Origin of the sequence: Pseudomonas sp. OV546 (assembly GCF_900116845.1) — a bacterium.
Classification (GTDB): domain Bacteria; phylum Pseudomonadota; class Gammaproteobacteria; order Pseudomonadales; family Pseudomonadaceae; genus Aquipseudomonas; species Aquipseudomonas petroselini.
The window spans coordinates 1-24,738 of sequence record NZ_FPCE01000010.1 but is presented as its reverse complement, the minus strand read 5'-3'; the positions used below and the strand labels follow the sequence as shown (position 1 = coordinate 24,738).

Annotated in this window: 22 protein-coding genes; 14 read left to right on the top strand and 8 right to left on the bottom strand. The window is 61.2% G+C overall.

Going from position 1 to position 24,738, the window contains the following annotated elements; all coding sequences use genetic code 11:
* Positions 1-27: 27 nt before the first annotated feature.
* From BM403_RS21505 to aspA, 3 genes are all read right to left on the bottom strand, one after another.
* On the bottom strand, positions 28-1,008 hold the full coding sequence (locus BM403_RS21505; RefSeq protein ID WP_093544699.1) for an asparaginase: 981 nt from the start codon (positions 1,006-1,008) through the stop codon (positions 28-30).
* A gap of 78 nt (positions 1,009-1,086) precedes the next feature.
* Complete coding sequence (locus BM403_RS21500) at positions 1,087-2,532, bottom strand: alanine/glycine:cation symporter family protein (RefSeq protein WP_015886589.1); 1,446 nt, start codon at positions 2,530-2,532, stop codon at positions 1,087-1,089.
* 392 nt (positions 2,533-2,924) lie between these two features.
* Positions 2,925-4,349 (bottom strand): aspartate ammonia-lyase, encoded by a 1,425-nt coding sequence (gene aspA, locus BM403_RS21495; protein ID WP_025854459.1) that lies wholly within the window; start codon positions 4,347-4,349, stop codon positions 2,925-2,927.
* Between the two features lie 182 nt (positions 4,350-4,531).
* Between aspA and BM403_RS21490 the strand changes: the two genes are divergently transcribed.
* The 5 genes from BM403_RS21490 to BM403_RS21470 all read left to right on the top strand — a co-directional run bounded on the left by BM403_RS21490 (position 4,532) and on the right by BM403_RS21470 (position 8,326).
* Positions 4,532-5,440: a LysR substrate-binding domain-containing protein gene (locus tag BM403_RS21490; protein WP_015886587.1), complete on the top strand. Its 909-nt coding sequence runs from the start codon at positions 4,532-4,534 to the stop codon at positions 5,438-5,440.
* 331 nt (positions 5,441-5,771) lie between these two features.
* Entirely contained in the window at positions 5,772-6,263 is a 492-nt protein-coding gene (gene purE, locus BM403_RS21485; RefSeq protein ID WP_003176980.1) for a 5-(carboxyamino)imidazole ribonucleotide mutase, read from the top strand.
* 11 nt (positions 6,264-6,274) lie between these two features.
* Entirely contained in the window at positions 6,275-7,360 is a 1,086-nt protein-coding gene (locus tag BM403_RS21480; RefSeq protein WP_093544697.1) for a 5-(carboxyamino)imidazole ribonucleotide synthase, read from the top strand.
* Between the two features lie 105 nt (positions 7,361-7,465).
* On the top strand, positions 7,466-7,711 hold the full coding sequence (locus tag BM403_RS21475) for a GlsB/YeaQ/YmgE family stress response membrane protein (protein ID WP_015886585.1): 246 nt from the start codon (positions 7,466-7,468) through the stop codon (positions 7,709-7,711).
* 78 nt (positions 7,712-7,789) lie between these two features.
* Positions 7,790-8,326, top strand: a complete 537-nt coding sequence (locus BM403_RS21470) for a DUF3299 domain-containing protein (protein ID WP_017135795.1) — start codon at positions 7,790-7,792, stop codon at positions 8,324-8,326.
* A 122-nt stretch (positions 8,327-8,448) separates the two neighbouring features.
* On the opposite strand, the gene BM403_RS21465 is transcribed toward BM403_RS21470, so the two are convergent.
* On the bottom strand, positions 8,449-9,348 hold the full coding sequence (locus BM403_RS21465) for a D-hexose-6-phosphate mutarotase (RefSeq protein ID WP_093544694.1): 900 nt from the start codon (positions 9,346-9,348) through the stop codon (positions 8,449-8,451).
* A 57-nt stretch (positions 9,349-9,405) separates the two neighbouring features.
* Entirely contained in the window at positions 9,406-9,810 is a 405-nt protein-coding gene (locus BM403_RS21460) for an acyl-CoA thioesterase (protein ID WP_003176975.1), read from the bottom strand.
* 406 nt (positions 9,811-10,216) lie between these two features.
* Between BM403_RS21460 and BM403_RS21455 the strand changes: the two genes are divergently transcribed.
* From BM403_RS21455 to BM403_RS21420, 8 genes are all read left to right on the top strand, one after another.
* Positions 10,217-11,506: an MFS transporter gene (locus tag BM403_RS21455; RefSeq protein ID WP_015886582.1), complete on the top strand. Its 1,290-nt coding sequence runs from the start codon at positions 10,217-10,219 to the stop codon at positions 11,504-11,506.
* A 274-nt stretch (positions 11,507-11,780) separates the two neighbouring features.
* Positions 11,781-12,767 carry a phosphate ABC transporter substrate-binding protein PstS gene (locus BM403_RS21450; RefSeq protein WP_015886581.1) on the top strand — a complete coding sequence of 329 codons (987 nt, stop codon included), beginning with the start codon at positions 11,781-11,783 and terminating at the stop codon, positions 12,765-12,767.
* Between the two features lie 384 nt (positions 12,768-13,151).
* Positions 13,152-15,185, top strand: a complete 2,034-nt coding sequence (locus BM403_RS21445; RefSeq protein ID WP_173390418.1) for an ABC transporter permease subunit — start codon at positions 13,152-13,154, stop codon at positions 15,183-15,185.
* A gap of 15 nt (positions 15,186-15,200) precedes the next feature.
* On the top strand, positions 15,201-16,871 hold the full coding sequence (gene pstA, locus BM403_RS21440) for a phosphate ABC transporter permease PstA (protein ID WP_093544688.1): 1,671 nt from the start codon (positions 15,201-15,203) through the stop codon (positions 16,869-16,871).
* A gap of 66 nt (positions 16,872-16,937) precedes the next feature.
* Positions 16,938-17,771 (top strand): phosphate ABC transporter ATP-binding protein PstB, encoded by an 834-nt coding sequence (gene pstB, locus BM403_RS21435; protein WP_015886578.1) that lies wholly within the window; start codon positions 16,938-16,940, stop codon positions 17,769-17,771.
* Between the two features lie 70 nt (positions 17,772-17,841).
* A complete protein-coding gene (gene phoU / locus BM403_RS21430; protein WP_015886577.1) occupies positions 17,842-18,603 on the top strand; it encodes a phosphate signaling complex protein PhoU in 762 nt (253 codons plus the stop codon).
* Positions 18,604-18,769: 166 nt separating this feature from the next.
* Positions 18,770-19,681, top strand: coding sequence for a response regulator (locus BM403_RS21425; RefSeq protein ID WP_015886576.1), 912 nt, complete (start codon positions 18,770-18,772; stop codon positions 19,679-19,681).
* A 103-nt stretch (positions 19,682-19,784) separates the two neighbouring features.
* Positions 19,785-20,447, top strand: a complete 663-nt coding sequence (locus BM403_RS21420; RefSeq protein ID WP_093544685.1) for a peptidoglycan DD-metalloendopeptidase family protein — start codon at positions 19,785-19,787, stop codon at positions 20,445-20,447.
* Between the two features lie 3 nt (positions 20,448-20,450).
* Here the strand turns inward: BM403_RS21420 and BM403_RS21415 are convergent, their stop codons facing one another.
* The 3 genes from BM403_RS21415 to phoB form a co-directional block, all read right to left on the bottom strand.
* Positions 20,451-21,791: a hemolysin family protein gene (locus tag BM403_RS21415; protein ID WP_015886574.1), complete on the bottom strand. Its 1,341-nt coding sequence runs from the start codon at positions 21,789-21,791 to the stop codon at positions 20,451-20,453.
* A gap of 207 nt (positions 21,792-21,998) precedes the next feature.
* Complete coding sequence (gene phoR, locus BM403_RS21410; protein ID WP_232504885.1) at positions 21,999-23,285, bottom strand: phosphate regulon sensor histidine kinase PhoR; 1,287 nt, start codon at positions 23,283-23,285, stop codon at positions 21,999-22,001.
* Positions 23,286-23,358: 73 nt separating this feature from the next.
* Positions 23,359-24,048, bottom strand: coding sequence for a phosphate regulon transcriptional regulator PhoB (gene phoB, locus BM403_RS21405; RefSeq protein WP_003176964.1), 690 nt, complete (start codon positions 24,046-24,048; stop codon positions 23,359-23,361).
* A gap of 155 nt (positions 24,049-24,203) precedes the next feature.
* On the opposite strand from phoB, the gene BM403_RS21400 reads away from it, so the two are divergent.
* A complete protein-coding gene (locus BM403_RS21400; RefSeq protein WP_046034833.1) occupies positions 24,204-24,581 on the top strand; it encodes a COG4315 family predicted lipoprotein in 378 nt (125 codons plus the stop codon).
* Positions 24,582-24,738: the final 157 nt, after the last annotated feature.

Here is a 24,738-nt window from a genome sequence, read left to right as displayed (position 1 = left end):
CTGGAAGGGGAGCAAGTTATATGCCGGTCAGCTCAGTTCGCCGCACAGGTCCAGTTCCACCAGGCGGCGGACCTCAGGCGTCGCAAGACTCGCACCGAGCAGGGCCTGCAGCTTGCCGAACACCGCTTCGCGGGTCATGCCACCACCGGACAGTACGCCGACGCCGCGTAACCGGCTGCCGGCTTCGTACACGTCCAGCTCCACGCCGCCTTCATGGCATTGGGTGATCGCGACCACCACCACACCTTGGTCGTGGGCACGCTGGAGGCTGGCCAGGAACGCCGGGTTATCGCTTGGCCCGGTGCCGCTGCCGAAACATTCGAGGACCAGCGCCTGGAGGCCGCTGTCGATCAGCGCATCCAGTTGTCCGGCGCCGATGCCCGGCACCAACGGCAGCACGCCGACGTTGGCCAGGGCTTTGGCTTGGCGATAATCCAGCGCTGCAGGAATGGCCTCGGCCTTGGCCACGCCGCCGTTGCGCTGCAAGGCTGCAAACGGATGGCGACCAAAGCTGCGGATCTTCGCGCAACGGGTCGGCGCCATCAGTGCGCCATGGAAGTACAACTGCACACCGGGCGCCAGGCCTTGGCCCAATGCTGCCAGGGCACCGCTGACGTTTTCCCAGGCGTCGCTGTCGGGCACGCCGGCGGGCAGCATGGAACCGGTGAACACCACCGGCGCCGGCAAGCCCAGCAATTGAAAGCTCATGGCTGCCGCGCTGTAGGCCAAGGTGTCGGTGCCGTGCAGGATCAGTACTGCGTCGCAGCCGCCTTCCACGGCCTCGACGACCGCGATGCGCAATTGTTGCCAGTAGGCCGGGGTCATGTTGGCGCTGTCGATCAGCGGGGCCATTTCGCGGAATCGCCACGCAGGCACTGGCTTATGGGCCAGTTGCTCGCGCATGCGCGCTTCGAAACCGGATGCGGGTGCCAGGCCGTTGGCGCTGGCCTGCATGCCGATGGTGCCGCCGGTGTAGAGCACCATGACGTTTTGGGCTGGTTGGGTCATCTGAACACTCTCCTGAACGAAAAACGCCGCCGGGCCCAGAGCATGCCCAAGGCCAGGCGGCGTGTCATCTATCTACGCTCAGCGTTGCGCTTGAGCGTTCAGTTCAGCCGAGACGGCAACGTCCGGTTTTGCCGGATTGGCCGGCCAGGCCTTGCGGTCCAGGTCCAGGTCTGGGAACTGGCTGGAGTCGAACACCGGGGTCTTGATGCCGGCGGCGCGCTGGTTGTCGTAGTCGTTCAGGATGCGCATGGCGATCTTGAACAGGAACGCCAGGGCGAACAGGTTAACGAACGCCAGCATCGTCATGGTGATGTCGGCGAAGGCGAACACGGTGCCCAGGTTTTCGATGGAACCCCAGAAAATCAGCACCAGCACCAGTGCGCGATAGCCCATCAACACTTTGCGGTTGTTACCCACCAGGAAGCGCAGGTTGCTCTCACCGAGGTAGTAGTTGTACATGATCGAGGTGAACACGAACAACGCCAGGGCCACCGAGATGAACATGCGGCCCCAATCACCGACCACGGCCGCCAGGGAGTTCTGGGTCAGGGCAATGCCGTCGCCTTCGAAGCCTGGGGTGTAGAAACCGGAGAGCAGGATCAGCAAGGCGGTGCAGGTACAGATCACGAACGTGTCGAGGAACACGCTGAACGCTTGCACCACGCCTTGGGCGATCGGGTGTTCTACCGACGCCACCGCCGCCACGTTAGGCGCACTGCCCAAACCGGCTTCGTTGGCGAACACGCCGCGCTTAACACCCATGATGATCGCGCTGCCCACCAGGCCGCCGAAGGCCTGGTCGAGGCCGAACGCGCTCTTGACGATGGTTGCGAGCATGGCGGGTACGTGGTCGAACTGCAGCACGATCACGTACAGGGTCACGGCGATGTAGACCAGGGTCTTGACCGGCACCAGCAGGTCGGCGATCGAAGCGATGCGCTTGATCCCGCCGATGAACACCAAGCCCAGCAATACTGCGAGGGCCAGGCCGGTGTAGGTGGTGTCCAGGCCGAAAGCGTTGTTCAGCGAGTGCGTCACGGCATGGGCTTGCAGGCCGTTGAAGGCAAAGCCGAAGGTCACCAGCAGCAGGAACGCCATGACCATACCCAGCCAGCGCTTGTGCAGGCCGTGCTGGATGTAATACGCGGGGCCGCCACGGTAGGTGCCTTCGGCGTCAGTGCGTTTGTACAGCTGGCCGAGGGAGCACTCGATAAAGCTCGAAGACATGCCCACCAGCGCGGTGACCCACATCCAGAACACGGCACCTGGGCCACCCAATGTCACGGCAATGCCGACACCGGCGATGTTACCGGCACCGACGCGGCCGGCCAGGCTGAGCATCAGCGCCTGGAACGAACTGAGCTGGCCGGAGCTGCTCTTCAGGCTGTCTTTGAACACTGAGAACATGTGGAAAAAGTGGCGCAACTGTACGAAACGCGAGCGAATCGTGAAATAACCGCCGAGCCCGACAATGAGCACGATCAGTACTTTCCCTGAGAGGAAGTCGTTGATGACTTCGAGCATGGAGTGTTCCTCGCTGATTTTTCTAATGGCAAACGCAGGACGGTTCGACGCCATCGCATCGCACCAGGCAGTGCGCGACAGTTCGACCCCAATCCTTTTGCGGGTTGTTATTCATGCGGTTTCGCGTTGTACCTGGGCCTCGTTACCGACGGCCGCACACGCGAAGAGGGGCGGCACTATACCTAGGCGAACGAGATCCGTCTGCTCGGGCTGATTAAAGGTTTCAGCCATGCGACTGAGGGGGCGGCGGATTTGCAGGGCGATATTGGAGTTTTTATGGGCGTCATTTCACAACCTTGGGGCAAAAAAAAGGGCCTGAAGAACGAGCCTTCAGGCCCTCAAAAGGTGAGAGGTGTCTAGTCCCTCAGCCTGGTGAGCAGTGCAACAGACGCTTAGGCCTTCAACGGGACCAAGCGTGGAGCGATCATGTTTTCGGGGCGCAGGATGTCGTCGAGCATGGCGTCGTCGAGCAAGCCTTCTTCGCGCACCAGTTCCAGCACGCCGCGGCCGCTTTCGAGGGCGATGCGGGCGATGCGGGTGGCGTTTTCATAGCCGATGTACGGGTTCAGCGCGGTGACCAGGCCGATGGAGTGCTCCACCAGTTCGCGGCAGCGCGCTTCGTTGGCGGTGATGCCTACGATGCAGTGTTCGCGCAGCATGTCCATGGCGCGTTGCAGCAGACGGATCGAGTCGAAGATCTTGAAGGCGATCAGCGGCTCCATCACGTTCAGCTGCAGTTGGCCGCCTTCGGCTGCCATGGTCAGGGCCAGGTCGTTACCGATCACTTGGAACGCAACTTGGTTAACCGCTTCCGGGATTACCGGGTTGACCTTGCCGGGCATGATCGAGCTGCCTGGCTGGCGCGCCGGCAGGTTGATCTCATTGATGCCGGTGCGTGGGCCGCTGGACAGCAGGCGCAGGTCGTTGCAGATCTTCGACAGCTTCACTGCGGTGCGCTTGAGCATGCCGGAGAACAGCACGAAGGCGCCCATGTCGGAGGTGGCTTCGATCAGGTCGGCGGCAGGCACAACCGGCTGGCCGCTGATCACCGCCAGGCGTTGTACCGCCAGGGCTTGATAACGCGGGTCGGCGTTGATGCCGGTACCGATGGCGGTGCCGCCCAGGTTCACTTCGGTCAGCAGCTCTGGCGCCAGGGTTTTCAAGCGCGCCAGGTCTTCCCCGAGGGTGGTGGCAAAGGCGCGGAATTCCTGGCCGAGGGTCATCGGCACGGCGTCTTGCAATTGGGTGCGGCCCATTTTCAGCACGTGGCTGAACTCGACGCCCTTGGCGGCGAATGCCTGGATCAGGCTGTCGAGGCTGGCCAGCAGCGCGTCATGGCCCAGCAGCAGACCCAAGCGGATCGCGGTCGGGTAGGCGTCGTTGGTCGACTGCGCCATGTTCACGTCGTTGTTGGGGTGCAGGTACTGGTACTCGCCCTTGTTGTGGCCCATGGCCTCCAACGCGATGTTGGCGATGACTTCGTTGGCATTCATGTTGGTTGAAGTGCCGGCGCCGCCTTGAATCATGTCCACCACGAACTCTTCGTGGAAGTCGCCGCGGATCAAGCGGGCACAGGCTTCGCTGATGGCAGCGTGCTTGGCTTCGCTGAGCTGACCGAGCTCGCGGTTGGCATCTGCCGCCGCTTGCTTGACCATTGCCAGGCCGACCACCAATTTCGGGTAATGCGAAATCGGAACGCCCGAGAGGCGGAAGTTATTCACCGCTCGCAGGGTCTGGATGCCGTAATACGCTTGGGCAGGTACTTCGAGTACGCCAAGCAGGTCTTTTTCTGTGCGGAATGATGCAGCGGAGGACATGACGGAAATCATCTCGATATGGACCCGGAACTGGCCGGAACGCTGCGAATGCTAGGCTTGTGGAAGTTTTTGGGCCAATGCTGTTAAACACTGGCCTATGCACAAACGGCATAATGTGAGTGTGACCCAGCTATGATGGCGGGCGTGTGTGCCAAAATGGTGCGTACCCGTGGGAGGACGTGATGAACCTTGAGAGCAAATGGCTGGAAGACTTCAGTGCCCTGGCAGCGACCCGCAGCTTTTCCCAGGCCGCCGAGCGACGCTTCGTCACCCAGCCGGCGTTCAGTCGACGTATCCGCAGCCTGGAAGCCGCGTTGGGCCTGACCCTGGTCAACCGCTCGCGTACGCCGGTAGAGCTGACGGCAGCGGGGCAGTTGTTTTTAGTCACGGCGCGCACCGTGGTGGAACAGCTCGGTGAAGTGCTGCGCCATTTGCACCACTTGGAAGGCGGGCAGGGCGAAGTCATGCAAGTGGCGGCGGCTCACTCGTTGGCGCTGGGCTTCTTCCCTCGCTGGATCGCACAACTGCGCAACGAGGGCCTGAACATTGCCACCCGCTTGGTCGCCACCAACGTCGGTGACGCCGTGCACGCCCTGCGCGAAGGGGGTTGTGACCTGATGCTGGCGTTCTACGACCCGGACGCCGCCATGCAGATGGACGCCGAAATCTTCCCGTCCCTGCACCTGGGCAACACCGAGATGCTCCCGGTGTGCGCCGCTGATGCCGACGGTAAACCGTTGTTTGACCTGGAAGGCGAGGGCAGTGTGCCGCTGCTGGCATACAGCGCTGGCGCGTTCCTCGGCCGCTCGGTGCATTTACTGTTGCGCCAACGCGCCCTGCGTTTTACGACGGTTTATGAAACCGCCATGGCCGATAGCCTCAAGAGCATGGCGTTGGAAGGCCTGGGCATTGCCTGGGTGCCGCAGTTGAGCGTGCGCGCCGAACTCGCTCGCGGAGAACTGGTTGTCTGCGGCGGTCCGCAATGGCATGTGCCATTGGAGATCCGCTTGTATCGCTGCGCGTTGGTGCGCAAGGCGAATGTGCGGTTGTTGTGGCGAAAACTGGAAGGTGGCGCGGCGCAAACCACCTGAGCCGAACATCGGGCAAATGTGGGAGGGGGCTTGCCCCCGATAGCGGTGTATCAGTGACAAATAAGTGCCTGACACACCGTCATCGGGAGCAAGCCACCTCCCACAGGGTTTTGTGGTGATTTGGCTGACTCTTAAGTCAATAAAACCGCCGCTTTGCGCCACTGGACAGATGGTCATTCCAGGGGCTGTTTATCTGCATTATTACGGTATACTGCGCGGCCTTCGGCCGGTCCAACCGGCCTTAATTCGTACACCAAGCCACGCCGGATTTCCCGCGTGGCTTGTTGTTTTTTGACGCGCCTGTGGGCGCCCAGAGAGAAGAGGCACGACGATGAGTGCATTGGTTGGCGTGATCATGGGCTCCAAGTCCGATTGGTCCACCCTTAGCCACACCGCCGATATGCTGGAAAAACTCGGCATTCCCTACGAAGTGAAAGTGGTCTCCGCCCACCGCACTCCGGATTTGCTGTTCCAGTATGCCGATGAAGCAGAATCCCGTGGCATCGAGGTGATCATCGCCGGTGCCGGTGGTGCAGCGCACCTGCCAGGCATGTGTGCGGCCAAGACCCACCTGCCGGTGCTCGGCGTGCCGGTGCAGTCGGCGATGCTCTCGGGCGTGGACTCGCTGTTGTCCATCGTGCAGATGCCGGCGGGCATTCCGGTGGCGACCCTGGCGATCGGCAAGGCCGGTGCGATTAACGCAGCCTTGCTGTCCGCCAGCATCCTGGGCGCCAAGCACCCGCAGTTCCACGCGGTGCTGAAAAAATTCCGTGCTGAACAGACAGACAGCGTGCTGGACAATCCAGACCCACGTATCGCCTGAGGTTGTTGACGATGAAAATCGGTGTAATCGGTGGCGGCCAACTGGGTCGCATGCTGGCCCTGGCCGGAACCCCGCTGGGAATGAACTTCGCTTTCCTGGACCCGGCGCCCGACGCCTGCGCGGCCGCGCTGGGTGAGCATCTGCGCGCTGACTACAGTGACCCGGACCACCTGCGCCAACTGGCCGACGAAGTCGACCTGGTCACCTTCGAGTTCGAAAGCGTCCCGGCCGAAACCGTTGCGTTCTTGTCGCAGTTCGTACCGGTGTACCCAAGCGCCGAAGCCTTGCGCATCGCCCGCGACCGCTGGTTCGAAAAGAGCATGTTCAAGGACCTGGGCATCCCGACCCCGACCTTCGCCGATATCCAGTCCCAGGCAGACCTGGATGCTGCAGTCGCCAGCATCGGCCTGCCGGCCGTGCTGAAAACCCGCACCTTGGGTTATGACGGCAAGGGCCAGAAAGTCCTGCGCACGGCTGCCGATGTGGTTGGCACCTTCGCCGAGCTGGGCAGCGTCGCCTGCCTGTTGGAAGGCTTCGTGCCGTTCACCGGCGAAGTCTCGCTGATCGCCGTGCGTGCCCGTGATGGCGAAACCCGCTTCTACCCGTTGGTGCACAACACCCACGACAGCGGCATCCTCAAGCTGTCCGTGGCCAGCACCGACCACCCGCTGCAGGCCTTGGCCGAAGACTATTCCAGCCGTGTGCTCAAGCAACTGGATTACGTCGGCGTGATGGCGTTCGAGTTCTTTGAAGTCGACGGTGGCCTCAAGGCCAACGAAATCGCCCCGCGCGTGCACAACTCCGGACATTGGACCACCGAAGGCGCCGAGTGCAGCCAGTTCGAAAACCACCTGCGGGCGGTGGCGGGCTTGCCATTGGGCTCCACGGCCAAGGTCGGCGAGAGCGCCATGCTCAATTTCATCGGTGTGGTACCGCCAGTGGAAAAAGTCATCGCCATCGACGACTGCCATCTGCATCACTACGGCAAGGCCTTCAAGGCCGGGCGCAAGGTCGGCCACGCCAACCTGCGTTGCAAGGACCGCGCGACCCTGCAAGCGCAGATCCTCAAGGTCGAGGCGCTGATCGCCGAGCAATAAGCCTGGACTCGGCGGGAACCATTCGGTGACCGCCATCCTCTGATTGCAGGATGCCAAAGCCTGACTAGGCTTTGGCATAGCTCAATTCAATCAGAGGGAAATGCCATGGGTATCATCGGAACCATCTTTATCGGCTTGATCGTCGGCCTGCTGGCGCGTTTCCTGAAGCCAGGCGACGACAGCATGGGCTGGATCATGACCATCCTGCTGGGTATCGCAGGTTCCTTGGTCGCCACCTACGGTGGGCAGGCCCTGGGCATCTACCAGGCAGGTCAAGGCGCAGGTTTCCTCGGTGCGCTGATCGGCGCCATCGTGCTGCTGGTGATCTACGGCCTGCTGCGAAAAAAATGATTTAGCGTCACGGCCCTCTGCGCTGCGCAGGCGCAGGGGGCTAGAATGCCGACACTGTTAACCTTGTCGAGCCTCTCCATGCGCCGTCTTCTGTTTACGCTCCTATTACTAGGCTCTGGCCTGGCCCACGCCGGCGAACTGCCGGAAACCGATTGGCTTGACCTGATGCCGCTGTCAGATCAAAAAGCCCTCGAAGCCATGCCCGAGATCGACCACAACTCCCCCGAAGCCCAAGGCACGTTCACCGACAAAGGTGGCCTGAAGCAGAGCAAAGGCTTGCCGGCGGTGATGTACTCCACCAAGACCGTGGCCGCCATGAATGGCAAGAACATCCGAATTGGCGGCTATCCAGTACCGTTGGAGACCGACGCCAAGGGTCGCAGCACCCTGTTTTTCCTGGTGCCGTACCCAGGCGCCTGCATCCACGTGCCGCCTCCGCCACCTAACCAGTTGGTGCTGGTGCGCTATCCCAAGGGGTTGAAGCTGGACGACATCTACACGCCGCTGTGGGTCACGGGCACGTTGAAGGTGGAGAAGGTGAATAACGACCTGGCGGATGCGGCGTATGCGCTGGATGCGGGGAAAGTGCGGGTGGTAAAGGAATCCGATCTTTAAAGGGCAACATATAACCAATGTGGGAGGGGGCTTGCCCCCGATAGCAGTGGATCAGTCAGCACATTTGCTACTGATAGACAGCGATCGGGGGCAAGCTCCCTCCCACATTTTGATCGGCGTTCCTACAGGGCGACAGCGGTGATGCTCACGCCCAAGGTGTGGCTTTCACCTGGGGCCAGGCTCACCACATCATCCAGCACATTCGCCGTCTCGATGCACAGCATGCCCTGCCAGCCATCGTCGGCCATGTCGTCGAACGCCTTGGCGCGTTCGGTCCAGGGGTTCCAGATCACGGTCGATTTAGAGCCCTCGGCAGTGAGCTGAATGCGGCGCTGCCAGTTTTTATCGACAATATTCAGCTGGGACGGCGTGTCGAGGTAGATGCGGTCGGTTTCGGCGGTGAAGTGCAGCAGACCGGATTGCGTCTTCTCGGTCCAACCGTCGGCGGTGTCGATATAGGCCCCACCGTCCAGCCCTTCGACCTGCACGTTACGTACATCGCTGACGGCGAAGTAAGTGTGCAGCGCCTGGCTGAGTGTCACTGTCTCGGTACCACGGTTATGGCTGGTCAGGCGGATATGCAGTTGGTCGTCCAGCAGCAGGCTCAGGGTCAGTTCGACTTGATGGGGCCAGCCGGGGAAACCGCCTGCGGGAACCGGTAGTTGCAGGTCCACCCGCAGCGCTTCGCCTTCGAGTGTAGTGTCGGCTAATTCCCACAGTGCTGTACGCACAAAGCCGTGAGCACCGGCCGGCTGATCGCTCTGGCGCATGGCCTTAACGCTCTGCGGGTTACGGTCAAACACGCCAAACCACGGCCAGCACACCGGTACGCCGGTACGAATGCCTTTGCCTTTCTTGAACATTGCCTCAGGGTTCGGCCAAATCAGCGGCTGCTCGCCCTCGCGCCCGTAACTGAATATATGTGCGCCCTGCTGGGCAATCATCAGCTCGGCGCCGTTGTGGCGGATGCGCCAGCAGTCCAGTTCGTCGATCTTTACGGTCTCAACGTGGGGCGTAGGCATAACAGACACTCTTAATGGCAGGCAATGGGGCAATTGACCGTCAAAAACCCGCGAGGTTTAACGCGCGCGTGAAGGCACGGAACGCGTGCGGCCGCTGCCATCGATAGCGACGAATACAAACACCGCCTCTGTCACCTTGCGCCATTCGCTGGACAGCGGGTCGTCGCTCCACACTTCGACCATCATCTGGATCGAGCTGCGGCCGATTTCCAGGGCCTGGGTATAGAAGGACAGCTGCGCACCGACCGCGACCGGTACCAGGAACGCCATGCGATCAATAGCCACGGTGGCCACGCGACCACCTGCCACCTTGCTGGCCATGGCGGTGCCGGCCAAGTCCATCTGGGCGACCAGCCAGCCGCCGAAGATATCGCCGAAACCGTTGGTTTCACGCGGTAGTGCGGTGATTTGCAGGGCGAGGTCGCCTTGCGGGATAGGATCTTCTTGTTCGAGTTCGATCATGCCGAGGGGCCTCTGACCCGTGACGCTTCATGGGTATTTCAAGTGGATAGCCGTCTTCGAAAAAAACGTTTCAGCACCAACATACACCGCGTGATGCGTTTCTCGTAAGGCGTACTAAAGGGAAACTCTGCCAAATCGGCTGGACGGCACCCAACGACGTTTTGGCACAGCAGCCCCTCAAGACTGCGGGTCTTGCGCTTGCAAGGGCCGAGTATATCGAGACCCTGGCGCCACGACGACCTCCCGGCGCTCATTTGGTCGGTAAATAGGCGCTGTATCGCGGCTTTTGCGCGCAACTGTTCTCCTGGCGCTGTGCTTTTACAAGCGATTTGCTATCTTGCCAGACCGCCGCAAGTCCCGGGCGTGCCGTCCTTATCAAGCTGACTACTATAAGAGAAGCCTTGCCATGTCCTCCGTGCCCGCAAGCAGTGCGCAACCGTCGCGCCCGCTGACCCGCAACGACTACAAAACCCTGTCGCTGTCTGCCTTGGGCGGGGCGCTGGAGTTTTATGATTTCATCATTTTCGTGTTTTTCGCCACCGTGGTCGGAAAACTCTTCTTCCCCGTCGACATGCCCGAATGGCTGCGCATGATGCAGACCTTTGGCATCTTCGCCGCCGGTTACCTAGCACGCCCGCTGGGCGGCATCATCATGGCGCACTTCGGTGACCTGCTGGGCCGCAAGAAGATGTTCACCCTGAGCATCTTCATGATGGCCGTGCCGACCCTGATCATGGGCCTGCTGCCAACCTACGCGCAGATCGGCCTGTGGGCGCCAGTCCTGTTGCTGCTGATGCGCATCATCCAGGGCGCGGCCATCGGTGGTGAAGTCCCGGGCGCCTGGGTGTTTGTTTCAGAGCACGTACCGCCACGCCACATCGGCTACGCCTGCGGCACGCTGACCAGCGGCCTGACTGCCGGGATCCTGCTGGGATCGCTGGTGGCCACTGCGATCAACACGCTTTATAGCCCGGAGCAGGTCTCGGATTACGCCTGGCGTATCCCGTTCCTGCTGGGTGGTGTGTTCGGCCTGCTGTCGGTGTACCTGCGCCGCTGGCTGCATGAAACCCCGATCTTCGCCGAGATGCAGCAGCGCAAGACCCTGGCCGCCGAGCTGCCATTGCGCGCCGTGCTGCGTGATCACCGCGGCGCCATCGTGTTGTCGATGCTGCTGACCTGGCTGCTGTCGGCCGGCGTCGTCGTGGTCATCCTGATGACCCCGACCGTGCTGCAGACGGTTTATCACTTCAGCCCGACCGTTGCGCTGCAGGCCAACAGCCTGGCCATCGTCACCTTGAGCCTGGGCTGCATCGCCTCCGGCGCATTGGCCGACCGCTTTGGTGCTGGCCGCGTACTGGTGGCCGGTTGCGCGCTGTTGCTCGCGACTTCTTGGACGCTTTACCACAGCCTCTTTGCACATCCTGACTGGTTGTTCCCGCTGTACACCTTGACCGGCTTGTTCGTGGGCACCATCGGTGTGGTGCCGTATGTAATGGTCAAGGCCTTCCCGCCGGTAGTGCGTTTCAGTGGCTTGTCGTTCTCCTACAACGTGGCCTACGCCGTGTTCGGCGGTCTGACGCCGTTGGCGGTGTCGCTGCTGATGAAGGAAAGCCCGATGGGCCCGGCCTACTACGTAGCTGCCCTGTGTGTGATGGGGATGGCAGTGGGCGGGTATCTGTGGAAGCGCGGACGCTGACACCAACCCGATCCCCTGTGGCGAGGGAGCTTGCTCCCGCTGGGTCGCGAAGCGGCCCTGGTCTTTGTTCAAAAGAATGGGACTGCTATGCAGTCCAGCGGGAGCAAGCTCCCTCGCCACAGTGACGGTGTTCATTCAATATTTTGCGCCTCATAAGCCTGCGCTTCTCAGTAGTGGCCTTTCATCTAATTGTCACATTGCGGACATAGAGTGTTCACACGGCCTCCCGATACTTGGCCCCGATCCAACTATCCCTATCTGCTAGGAGCAAGGCATGAAACTGAAACGTTTGATGGCGGCAATGACTTTTGTCGCTGCTGGCGTTGCGACCGCCAACGCGGTGGCCGCTGGTGTTGATCCGGCAATCCCGGCTTACGTTAAGACCACTGGTGTGTCGGGCAACTTGTCCAGCGTCGGTTCCGATACCCTGGCTAACCTGATGACCCTGTGGGCCGAGGGTTACAAAAAGGAATACCCGAACGTCAACATTCAGATTCAAGCTGCCGGCTCCGCTACCGCGCCACCTGCGCTGACTGAAGGCACCTCCAACCTGGGCCCGATGAGCCGCAAGATGAAGGACACCGAACTGGCGGCCTTCGAGCAGAAGTACGGCTACAAGCCAACCGCTATCCCGGTCGCCGTGGATGCCCTGGCGGTATTCGTGCACAAGGACAACCCGATCCAGCACCTGACCATGGAACAAGTCGACGCGATCTTCTCTTCGACTCGTCTGTGCGGCGCTAAAGCCGACGTGAAAACCTGGGGCGACCTGGGTGTGACCGGCGACCTGGCCAACAAGCCGGTGCAGTTGTTCGGTCGTAACTCGGTATCCGGCACCTACGGCTACTTCAAAGAAGAAGCCCTGTGCAAAGGCGACTACAAGCCAAACGTGAACGAACAACCAGGCTCGGCTTCGGTCGTGCAGTCGATCAGCTCCTCGCTGAACGGCATCGGTTACTCGGGCATCGGCTACAAGACCGCCAGCGTGAAGACCGTGGCCCTTGCCAAAAAAGGCAGCACTGACTTCATCGAAGACACCGAAGAAAACGCCCTGAACGGCAAATACCCGCTGTCGCGTTTCCTCTACGTGTACGTCAACAAAGCCCCGAACAAGCCGCTGGCCCCACTGGAAGCTGAGTTCGTGAAGCTTGTGCTGTCGAAGCAGGGCCAAGAAGTTGTGGTGAAAGACGGCTACATCCCACTGCCAGCCAAAGTCGCCGCCAAGGCGCTGGCTGACCTGGGCCTGAAAGAAGGCAACTGATTGCCTTTGCGGAGCCGGCCTGCCGGCTCCGCACCCGAATTTTCTAGTCCGCTGCCAGCCCTGCTTCGCGGCGGATTTGTTGCGTCACTGCACTGTCATCTTTCTGTCATACAGGATCGCTAGGGTGTGCGCATGAATGATCTGGCCAATTCCACCATGACGACGACTTCTCCCCCCAAGCGCATTGACTTCAATACGCCTGAGCTGCAACGCAAGCGCCGCATTCGCGCGCTCAAGGATCGCCTCACCCGTTGGTATGTGCTGGTCGGCGGCCTCGCCGTCCTCGGCGCCATCACTCTGATTTTCTTCTTCCTGGCCTATGTCGTCGCGCCGTTGTTCCAGGGCGCCTCGCTGACCAAGGAAGAGGCGCTGACGCCCGCCTGGATGCAGGACGCCGGCAAGCCGCTATTGATCTCGCTCGAAGAACAGAACCAAGTCGCCATGCGGGTTTCCGACAAGGGCCAGGCGTTGTTCTTTGATGTGACGACCGGTGCCGAACTCAAGCGTGTCGACCTGCCGCTCCCGGCTGGCGTGACTGTCGTCTCCATAGGTGAAGACCAGCCGGGCAGCCCGCTGGTGATCCTCGGCTTGTCCAACGGCCAGTCCCTGGTGTTCCGCCATACCTATAAGGTGTCCTACCCGGACGGCAAGAAAACCATCTCTCCGGCGATCGAATACCCCTACGGTGAAACACCGATCGTGCTGGATGACGCTGGCCGCCCGCTGGAGCACGTCGCCCTCAACGCCACTGACACCTCGCTGGTGATTGCAGGCTCGGCCGGTTCGTACCTGAACGTGCTGACCTTGAGCCGCGAAGAAAACATGATGACCGGCGAAGTCACCAGCGAGCAGAAGCGTGTCGAACTGCCGCAAATGACCGAGCCGGTGAAGGCGATCTTTATCGACCCGCGCCAGCAATGGCTGTATGTGATCAACGGCCGCGCCCTCGCCGATGTGTTCAGCCTGCGCGACAAGAGCCTCAACGGTCGCTACAAACTGCTGGAAGACGGTAACGCCGAAGTCACCGCCAGTACGCAATTGGTGGGTGGTATCTCGTTGATCATTGGTAACTCCAAAGGCGGCCTGGCCCAGTGGTTCATGGCCCGTGATCCGGATGGCGAGCAGCGCTTCAAACAGATCCGTACTTTCCAGATGGGCACTACGCCCATCATTGAAATCTCTGCCGAAGAGCGCCGCAAAGGCTTCACCGCCCTCGACGCTTCCGGCAAGTTCGGCGTATTCCACAGCACCGCCCACCGCACCCTGCTGGTGGACCCGGTGGTCGACGGCCAGGGCGTGTACGGCATGTCGCCGCGGGCCAACCGTGTGATTGTGGAAGCCGGCGGCAAGCTGCAACCGTTGCTGCTCGACAACCCGCACCCGGAAGTGTCCTGGAGCGCGCTGTGGAGCAAGGTCTGGTACGAAAACTACGACGAGCCCAAGTACGTCTGGCAATCGACCGCCGCCAACACCGACTTCGAACCCAAGATGAGCCTGGCCCCGCTGACCTTCGGCACCCTGAAGGCCGCGTTCTACGCCATGCTGCTGGCTGCGCCACTGGCCGTTGCCGCCGCGATCTACACCGCCTACTTCATGGCCCCGAGCCTGCGCCGCAAGGTCAAGCCGGTGATCGAATTGATGGAAGCGATGCCGACGGTCATCCTCGGCTTCTTCGCCGGGCTGTTCCTGGCGCCGTATGTCGAGGGGCATCTACCGGGCATTTTCAGCCTGCTGATGCTGTTGCCGATTGGCATTCTGGTGGCCGGCTTTGTGTTCAGCCGTTTGCCTGAGTCGATCCGCTTGCGGGTGCCGGATGGCTGGGAAAGCGCGATCCTGATCCCGGTGATCCTGTTCGTGGGTTGGCTCTCGCTGTACATGAGCCCGTACCTGGAAACCTGGTTCTTCGGCGGCGACATGCGCATGTGGATCTCCCACGACCTCGGCATCACCTACGACCAGCGCAATGCTCTGGTGGTCGGTTTGGCCATGGGTTTTGCGGTGATCCCGAACATCTACTCCATCGCCGAAGACGCCGTGTTCAGCGTGCCGCGTGGCCTGACCCTGGGCTCCCTGGCCCTCGGCGCCACGCCGTGGCAGACCATGACCCGCGTGGTCATCCTCACCGCCAGCCCGGGGATTTTCTCGGCGCTGATGATCGGCATGGGGCGCGCCGTCGGCGAGACCATGATCGTGTTGATGGCCACCGGTAACACCCCGGTGATGGAGATGAACCTGTTCGAGGGCCTGCGCACGCTGGCGGCGAACGTCGCGGTGGAAATGCCGGAATCGGAAGTCGGTGGCAGCCACTATCGTGTGCTGTTCCTTTCGGCGCTGGTGCTGCTGCTGTTCACCTTCATCATGAACACCCTCGCCGAGCTGATCCGTCAGCGTCTGCGCAAGAAATACTCGTCGCTTTAAGAAAGGTAGAAGTCTGTGAAACAGAACTCCCTGAATGGATGGTTCAAGAGCGGCGCCCCCGGCGTCTGGATCAGCGGTGGCGCGGTGTCCATCGCGGTCATCATGACCATTGGTTTGCTGGCCGTGATTGCGGTACGTGGCCTGGGCCACTTCTGGCCGGCCGACCTGATCCAGGCCAACTACAACGTACCGGGCCAGGAAAACCATATCGTCATCGGCGAAGTGGTGCAGAAAGAAGAAGTGCCGCGCGAGCGCCTGAAAAGCGCTGGCCTGCCGGTGCCGGACCAAGGCCCGGAGTTCATGACCCGCGAGCTGATCAAGGTCGGTAACCGCGACCTGAACGGCAACGACTTCACCTGGATCGTCGGCGAGTGGCTCAAGGACCAGACCACGCCTGCGAACCTGATGACCATCGAGCGGCGTGAGTGGGGTAATTTCTACGGCACCCTGGTCAATGTGAAGCAGGACGGCAAGGTGATCGCCGAAGGCGAGGCCGCGTGGCCGGAACTGCAGGCCCGTGTCGACCGTGTGAACAAGCTGGCCGCCCAGCTCAAGACCCTGGAAAAATCCGACATCGGCGCGATCAACGCCGGCCTGGAGCGTATCCGCCTGCATGGCCGCAAACTGGAACTGGAAGGCAAGCTCGACGCCGCCGCCCAGGCCGACATGGACGCTGACCGCGCCGAATTGAATGCCCGTTACCAGGACATCGAAGCGCGCCTGGCCGACCTGCACGCCCAGTTCAACCGTGATGCTTTGACCGCTCGCGATGGCAACGGCAAGGAAATTGAAATCGGCATCTGCAAAGTGGTGCACGCCTACCAGTCTAACGCCATGGGCACGATGACCAAGATCGGTTTCTACGTCAGCAAGGTCTGGGAATTCCTCAGCGACGACCCACGCGAAGCCAACACTGAAGGCGGGATCTTCCCGGCCATCTTTGGCACCGTGATGATGACCCTGATCATGGCGATGATCGTGACCCCGTTCGGCGTGCTGGCAGCGGTTTACCTGCGTGAATACGCCAAGCAGAACACCCTGACACGCATCATCCGTATCGCCGTGAACAACCTGGCCGGCGTACCGGCTATCGTCTACGGCGTGTTCGGCCTGGGGTTCTTCGTGTATGTATTGGGTGGCTCGGTTGACCGCCTGTTCTTCGCCGAGGCCCTGCCGGCCCCGACCTTCGGTACCCCGGGCCTGCTGTGGGCCTCGCTGACCCTGGCACTGCTGGCGGTGCCGGTGGTGATCGTGGCCACCGAAGAAGGCCTGGCGCGGATTCCCCGCACCGTGCGTGAAGGTTCCCTGGCACTCGGCGCGACCAAGGCGGAAACGCTGTGGAAGATCGTGCTGCCGATGGCCAGCCCGGCGATGATGACCGGCATGATCCTCGCCGTGGCCCGCGCCGCCGGTGAAGTGGCGCCGCTGATGTTGGTGGGTGTGGTGAAACTGGCGCCGTCGCTGCCGCTGGACGGTAACTACCCGTACCTGCACCTGGACCAGAAGATCATGCACCTGGGCTTCCATATTTATGACGTCGGCTTCCAGAGCCCCAACGTCGAAGCCGCACGGCCGCTGGTGTACGCCACTGCCTTGCTGCTGGTGCTGGTGATCGCCACGCTCAACTTGTCGGCGGTGTGGATCCGTAACCACCTGCGCGAAAAATACAAAGCGCTAGACAGCTAAAGCTTTTCAATGTGGGAGGGGGCTTGCCCCTCCCACACACAAAATTGGTAGCACAGGGAGCCTCCCATGCAACATGACACCCATTCCCACGGCATCAACATGTCTGCCCTGGGTCGCGACAAGCAGAGCCTGAGCCTGGCGCAGGAAACCGTGGCCATCGAAGTGCCGGGCCTGAGTCTGTACTACGGTGAAAAGCAGGCGCTGTTCGACGTCAGCATGAACATCCCCAAGCAGCGCGTGACCGCCTTTATCGGCCCGTCGGGCTGCGGCAAGTCCACGCTGCTGCGCACCTTTAACCGCATGAACGACCTGGTGGACGGTTGCCGCGTCGACGGTGCCATCAACCTCTACGGCACCAACATCTACCGCAAGGGCGAAGACGTGGCTGAGCTGCGTCGCCGGGTGGGCATGGTGTTCCAGAAGCCCAACCCGTTCCCCAAGACCATCTACGAAAACGTGGTCTATGGCTTGCGTATCCAGGGCATCAACAAAAAACGCATCCTCGACGAAGCGGTGGAGTGGGCCCTCAAGGGCGCGGCCCTGTGGGACGAGGTCAAGGACCGCCTGCACGAATCGGCGCTCGGCCTGTCCGGCGGCCAGCAGCAGCGTCTGGTGATCGCCCGTACCATCGCGGTGGAACCGGAAGTGCTGTTGCTCGATGAGCCCTGTTCGGCCCTCGACCCGATCTCGACGCTGAAAGTCGAAGAGTTGATCTACGAGCTCAAGTCCAAGTTCACCATCGTCATCGTGACCCACAACATGCAACAGGCGGCGCGGGTTTCCGACTACACCGCGTTCATGTACATGGGCAAGCTGGTGGAATTCGGCGACACCGATACCCTGTTCACCAATCCGGCGAAGAAGCAGACCGAAGACTACATCACCGGTCGCTACGGCTAGGAAGCTGTGGTTCTGATTGCACTGACGCTGCGGTTCTCCGCACCTTACCGGACGCTCCAAGGACGCCAACATGATTAGCAAAGAAGGCCTTACCCACCACATCTCCGCGCAGTTCAACGCCGAGCTCGAGGAAGTGCGCAGCCACCTCCTGGCGATGGGCGGGCTGGTGGAGAAGCAAGTCAACGACGCTGTGACTGCGCTGATCGAGGCCGACTCGGGCCTGGCCCAGCAAGTGCGCGAGATCGACGACCAGATCAACCAGATGGAACGCAACATCGACGAAGAATGCCTGCGCATTCTTGCGCGTCGCCAGCCGGCGGCGTCCGACCTGCGGTTGATCATCAGCATCTCCAAGTCGGTGATTGACCTGGAGCGCATCGGCGACGAAGCCACCAAGATCGCCCGCCGTGCCATTCAGCTGTGCGAAGAAGGCGAAGCGCCGCGCGGTTACGTGGAAGTGCGCCATATCGGCGATCAGGTGCGCAACATGGTGCGCGATGCCCTCGATGCATTCGCGCGTTTTGACGCCGAACTGGCGTTGTCGGTGGCCCAGTACGACAAGGTCATCGACCGTGAATACAAGACCGCCCTGCGTGAGCTGGCGACCTACATGATGGAAGACCCGCGCTCTATCTCGCGGGTTTTGAGCATCATCTGGGTGCTGCGCTCCCTGGAGCGGATCGGCGACCACGCGCGTAATATCTCGGAACTGGTGATCTACCTGGTGCGCGGCACCGACGTACGGCACATGGGCCTCAAGCGCATGAAGGCTGAAGTTGAAGGTTCGGTTGATCAAATCCCTAATGTTCCGGGCGAATCTGACGATAAGTAAGTTGCCCGAGAAATTAACGCCCGGCCTCTGGCCGGGCGTTTTCGTTTGTGGCGCCTGACTTTTTCAGGTCGGGTAAAAGAAAGTCCGAACGTGACTGCAGAGTTTTTGGCAAAATGCCATCAGTCAGGCGTTTTGCGTGCCGAAGTTTTTATAGGATGAAGGGTCGATGAGTAAAGTCAGTGTATTGGTGGTGGATGACGCCTCGTTTATCCGCGACCTGGTGAAGAAGTGCCTGCGCAACTACTTCCCTGGGATCAAGCTTGAAGACGCGGTGAACGGCAAAAAGGCCCAGGCCATCCTGATGCGCGAGACCTTCGACCTGGTGCTGTGCGACTGGGAAATGCCGGAGATGTCCGGGCTTGAGCTGTTGACCTGGTGCCGCGAGCAACCTCACCTCAAAGCCATGCCGTTCGTGATGGTGACCAGCCGTGGCGACAAGGAAAACGTGGTCCAGGCCATCCAGGCCGGGGTTTCCGGCTACGTCAGCAAACCGTTCACCAACGAGCAGTTGCTGAACAAGGTCAAGCAGGCCCTGCACAAGATCGGCCGCCTCGACGCCCTGGTCGCCAGCGCACCGACCAAAATGAATTCGGCCTTTGGCAACGATTCCCTCAGCGCCCTGACTGGCGGCAAGCCCGAAGTGGCACGTGCAGCGCCGGTTGCGGCAGCCGCGCCTGCGCTCAACAAAGGCTTGCTCAACAGCCCGCCGGTGCAAGCGGCGGCGACGGCGGCGCCGGCAGGAGGGCGTGGCCAGGGCCAATTGCGCCTGTCCAGTGGTACCCAGCAATGCGTGATCAAGGCGCTGAGCATCAAGGAAGCGCTGCTGGTGGTGCGTCGCGGCGAAGTCCTGCCTCAGGTACTGGAAAGCGCCGTGCTCGACCTGGAACAAGGCGATAACGCCGAAGTGGCCCGTCTCAACGGCTACCTGCACGCCATCGTTGCCTTCGAACCCAAGCCTGACAGCGATTGGCTGCAACTGACCTTCCGGTTTATCGACCAGGATGCGCAGAAGCTCGATTACATCTCCCGCCTGATCGCGCGGGGTACGGCGCAGAAGCATTTTGTGCCGGGTGCCTGATTGGTAGTGAGCGGGCTTGCCCCGCGCGGGGCAAGCCCGCTCACGACAGACTGTAACGATTGCTTGCTAATCTCCCGTCCGGTCATATCGGCAGGTTTACGCCATGCTCATGCGCTTATTGCTGTGTTGCGGGCTGGCAACGGTCGCCACTTCGACCCAGGCCATGACCCTCTACAAATCCACCGATGCCAATGGCGTGGTGTTTTTCAGCGACCGGCAAACCCCTGGCGCCCAGGCGTTCGTGATCCAAGAGCGCAATGTCGAACGGCCGATACTCGATAGGCCGAAATCCCGTTACGTACCCCAGGCCTACCGCTACCCCTTGCCCTGGCGCGGCGGCCCGTTCCGCATGACACAGGGCCCCAACGGCACCTTCAGCCATACCGACGCCAAAAGCCGCTACGCCATGGACATCGCCATGCCCGAAGGCACGCCGATCATCGCCGCACGCAGCGGCATGGTGGTGAAAACCGAAAACGAGCAAGCCGGGCGGGGCAACGATGCGTCAGGGAATTTTGTGCGGGTGCGTCACGATGACGGTACCGAGGGCGTGTACCTGCACCTCAAGCAAGGCTCGGTCAGTGTCAGGGTTGGGCAGCGTGTCGCGGTAGGAAGCCCGCTGGCGTTGTCGGGCAATACCGGCAACAGCAGCGGGCCGCATCTGCATTTTGTGGTGCAGCGCGCCACTGAGGCGGGATTGGTGTCGATCCCGTACGAGTTCAACCAACCCGTCGGTGCATTGCCCAATTTTGCATTGGGCAATTGACGGTCAATCCAGCAGCAGGACCTTGGCCAATACGATCTTCGGCCCTTTCATCTTTTTGATGATGATCCGCAAACCTTCAACCTCCAGCACCTCTTCCTCTTCCGGCACGCGCTTGAGGGTGTCGTAGATCAGGCCGGCCAGGGTTTCGGCTTCGATGTGGTCCAGGTCCACTCCCAGCAGGCGTTCGACCTTGAACAGCGGGGTGTCGCCACGCACCAGCAGCTTGCCCGGCTGGTAGGCCAGGATGCCGCGCTCGGCCTTGCGGTGTTCGTCCTGGATATCGCCCACCAGGACTTCCAACACGTCTTCCATGGTGAGGTAGCCGATGATCTTGCCGTCGGCTTCTTCCACCAAGGCGAAATGCGCGCCGCCTTTGCGGAACTGCTCCAGCAATTGCGACAACGGCATGTGCCGCGACACACGCTCAAGCGGGCGAGTCAGCTCGGCCAAGTTGAACGACTCAGGAATATGGTCCAGGGCCGCCAGTTCCAGCAGCAGGTCCTTGATGTGCAAAAGGCCCACGAACTCGTTGCGTACTGCGTCATACACCGGGTAACGGCTGAATTTATGGCGACGGAACAGCGCGAGGATTTCCTTGAGCGGGGCGTTGAAGTCCAGGGTGACCAGGTCTTCCCGGGAGTTGGCCCAGTCCACCACTTCCAGCTCGCCCATTTCCACGGCGGAGGCGAGTACGCGCATGCCTTGGTCGCTCGGGTCCTGGCCCCGGCTGGAGTGCAGGATCAGCTTGAGTTCTTCGCGGCTGTAATGGTGTTCGTGGTGCGGGCCAGGCTCGCCTTGGCCGGCGATGCGCAGGATGGCGTTGGCGCTGGCGTTGAGCAGGTAGATCGCCGGGTACATGGCCCAGTAGAACAGGTACAGCGGCACCGCCGTCCACAGCGACAGCAGTTCGGGCTTGCGAATGGCCCAGGACTTGGGCGCCAGTTCACCGACCACGATGTGCAGGTAGGAAATCACGAAGAACGCGGCGAAGAACGACACGCCCTTGATCACTTCCGGCGACTCGACACCCGCGGCGCCCAGCAGCGGCTCGAGGATGTGCGCAAACGCCGGCTCACCGACCCAGCCCAGGCCCAGGGAGGCGAGGGTGATACCCAGCTGGCAGGCCGACAGGTAAGCGTCGAGCTGGCTGTGCACGGTGCGCAGGATCTGCCCGCGCCAGCCGTTGGTATGGGCGATGGCCTCGACCCGCGTGGAGCGCAGTTTGACCATGGCAAATTCCGCCGCAACGAAGAAACCGTTGAGCAGTACCAGGACCAGTGCAAAAAGAATCATGCCGAAGTCGGCGAAGAGTGTAGCGAGGGTGATGCCAGGGGAAGGGTCCATGATGGGGTTTTGCAGGTTCCGTGTGTTCAATAAGAGGTGACGAAAGGGCCTTAAAGACAGGCGCAAGTCGGCCAATGTAGCGGCTGACGGGGCGCTTGCCTAGTGCCCACTGCCGGGTGGGGCCTGGAATGCCTACTTCAAAACCATACAAATCCAATGTGGGAGGGGGCAGGCCCCCTCCCACATTAGATTTGTATCGACGTCGGGTTATTCATCATTTCCGATCACCCGCGAACGCGTCATCTGCCCCGGAGGAAAATGGCAGGTGAACGTACTGCCATGCCCCAGCACACTGCTGATTTCCAAGCGTGCACGGTGGCGCAGCAGCACATGCTTGACGATCGCCAGGCCAAGCCCGGTGCCGCCGGTGTTGGAATTGCGGCTGGAGTCGACGCGATAGAACCGCTCGGTCAGGCGCGGCAGGTGCTTGGCGTCGATGCCGATGCCGGAGTCTTGCACGCTCAAGTGTGCGCCCTGTTCATCGGCCCACCAGCGGATGCGGATATTGCCCTTGTCCTGGGTGTACTTGACCGCGTTGAACACCAGGTTGGAAAACGCGCTGCGCAACTCACCTTCGCTGCCTTTGAGCAGGACGGTCGGGTCGGCTTCCAGGGTGATCTGCTGCCCACGTTGGCCGGAGAGGGCCTGGGCGTCGTTCTTGATGGTCTGCAACAGGCTCTGCACCGCCACCGGGTGGTTATCCGACGGGTAGTCGGTGGCCTCCAGCTTGGCCAGCAACAGCAGGTCGTTGAGCAGTGTCTGCATGCGTGAGCCTTGCTGCTGCATTTGCTGCAGGGCGCGGCTCCAGCGCGGGTTGATCTCGTCGACGTTGTCCAGCAGCGTCTCCAGGTAACCGCAGATCACCGTCAATGGCGTACGCAGCTCGTGGGAAACGTTGGCGACGAAGTCCTTGCGCATCTGTTCCAGCTGGTGAATGCGGGTGACGTCGCGTACCAGCATCAGGTGTTCATTGTTTCCGTAGCGCGTCAGGTACAGCTGGATGCGTACGCGGTCATTGGTGGGCGAGGGGATTTCCAGGGCCTCTTCGTAGTTCTCCTGTTCGAAGTACTCCTTGAAGCGTGGGTGGCGCACCAGGTTGGTCACCGGCTGGCCGCTGTCCTGGGGCGTCTTGAGGCCCAGCAGGGTCTCGGCGGCGCGGTTCCACCATTCCAGGTTGCCGTCGCTGTCGAGCATGATCACCGCGTCCTTGAGCGCGGCGGTCGACTCCTGCACCCGGTCGATCACCGCTTGCAGGCGCCCGCGCACCCGTTGGTCGCGGCGTTGCAGGTGGTAGATGCTGTCGAACACCTCGCCCCACAGGCCGTAGCCGTCGGGAGGTGCTTCGTCGGGTTTGTGCTGGCGCAGCCATTCATGCAGGCGCAGCAATTGCTTGAGGGTCCAGCCCAGGTACACGGCGATACCGACGGCCAGGCTCCAGCCGTAGTAACCACTGACCAAGCCGACCAACAAGCAGCCGGTGATCAGCAAAAGCATGTGGCGGATCAGGGTGCCATGCCAGTTTTGATTCACTTGAACATGCGTCCTTGTCAGCGTTTAAGTCAGGCTCTCAGCCTTTGGTGGAGAAGCGGTAGCCAGTGCCGCGCACGGTTTGTACCAGATTCTCGTAGGCATCGCCCAAGGCTTTGCGCAGACGGCGGATATGCACGTCGACAGTACGTTCTTCCACATACACGTTGCCGCCCCACACCTGGTCCAGCAATTGGCCGCGGGTATAGGCGCGCTCTTGGTGGGTCATGAAGAATTGCAGCAGGCGGTATTCGGTCGGGCCCATCTCGGCCGGCTTGCCATCGATGGTCACGCGGTGGCTGATCGGGTCCAGCAGCAGGCCGCCGACTTCGATGGGGGCTTCGCCATCGGTCGGCCCGGCACGGCGCAGTACGGCCTTCAGACGCGCAACCAGCTCCCGTGGGGAAAACGGCTTGGTGATGTAGTCATCCGCGCCGACTTCCAGGCCCTGGATCTTGTTGTCCTCTTCGCCCTTGGCGGTGAGCATGATGATCGGGATGTCCCCCGTCAGCTCGTCCCGCTTGAGACGGCGGGCCAGCTCGATGCCGGAGGTGCCGGGCAGCATCCAGTCCAGCAGGATCAGGTCCGGCTTGCGGTCGACGATAATGGCATGGGCCTGCTGGGAGTTCTCCGCCTCCAGGCAGTCATAGCCGGCCATTTCCAACGCAACGGCGATCATCTCGCGGATGGGCGCTTCGTCGTCAACAATCAGAATGCTCCTGCCAACCATGCTCAAAAATCCTCTTGTCATTTAACTGTCTTGCGCCGCATTAGATAACGGAATTATTGCAGTCGTGTGACAGTAATTTAGTCGCTCGGGCAATTTGCGCCTCTCTGGGCTACGCTTTGGGTCCGAATCCTGACAACCACAAAAGGAAGGTTCCGATGACGTACAGCACAATTTCCTGGAAAGCCCTGCTGGTAACGGCGGCGTTGACGCTGCCGACCCTGGCGTTCGCGGCAGAGCCGGCGATGACTCAAGACGGGATGCTGGTCGACCACAAGGGCATGACCCTTTATACCTTCGATAAGGATGCCGACGGCAAGTCAGTGTGCAAGGACCAGTGCGCGACCAACTGGCCGCCGTTGAAGGCGGAGTCCACCGACAAGTCGATGGGCAAATGGACGGTTATCACCCGCGACGACCAGACCAGCCAGTGGGCCTATGGCGGCAAGCCGGTCTACACCTACAAGGATGATAAAAAGGCCGGTGACAAGTCCGGTGATGGCAAGGGTGGCGCTTGGCATGTGATCAAGCCTTGAGCCTGCGGCGCCGCTGAGACCTTTGCCAGCAAGCCCGCTCCCACATTTGAATGCATTCCAAATGTGGGAGGGGGCTTGCCCCGGTACAAACCGGGGACATCGTTTACATTTCTAACCGGGGACATGGTTTACAGGTTAATACGCATGATCAGGAGGT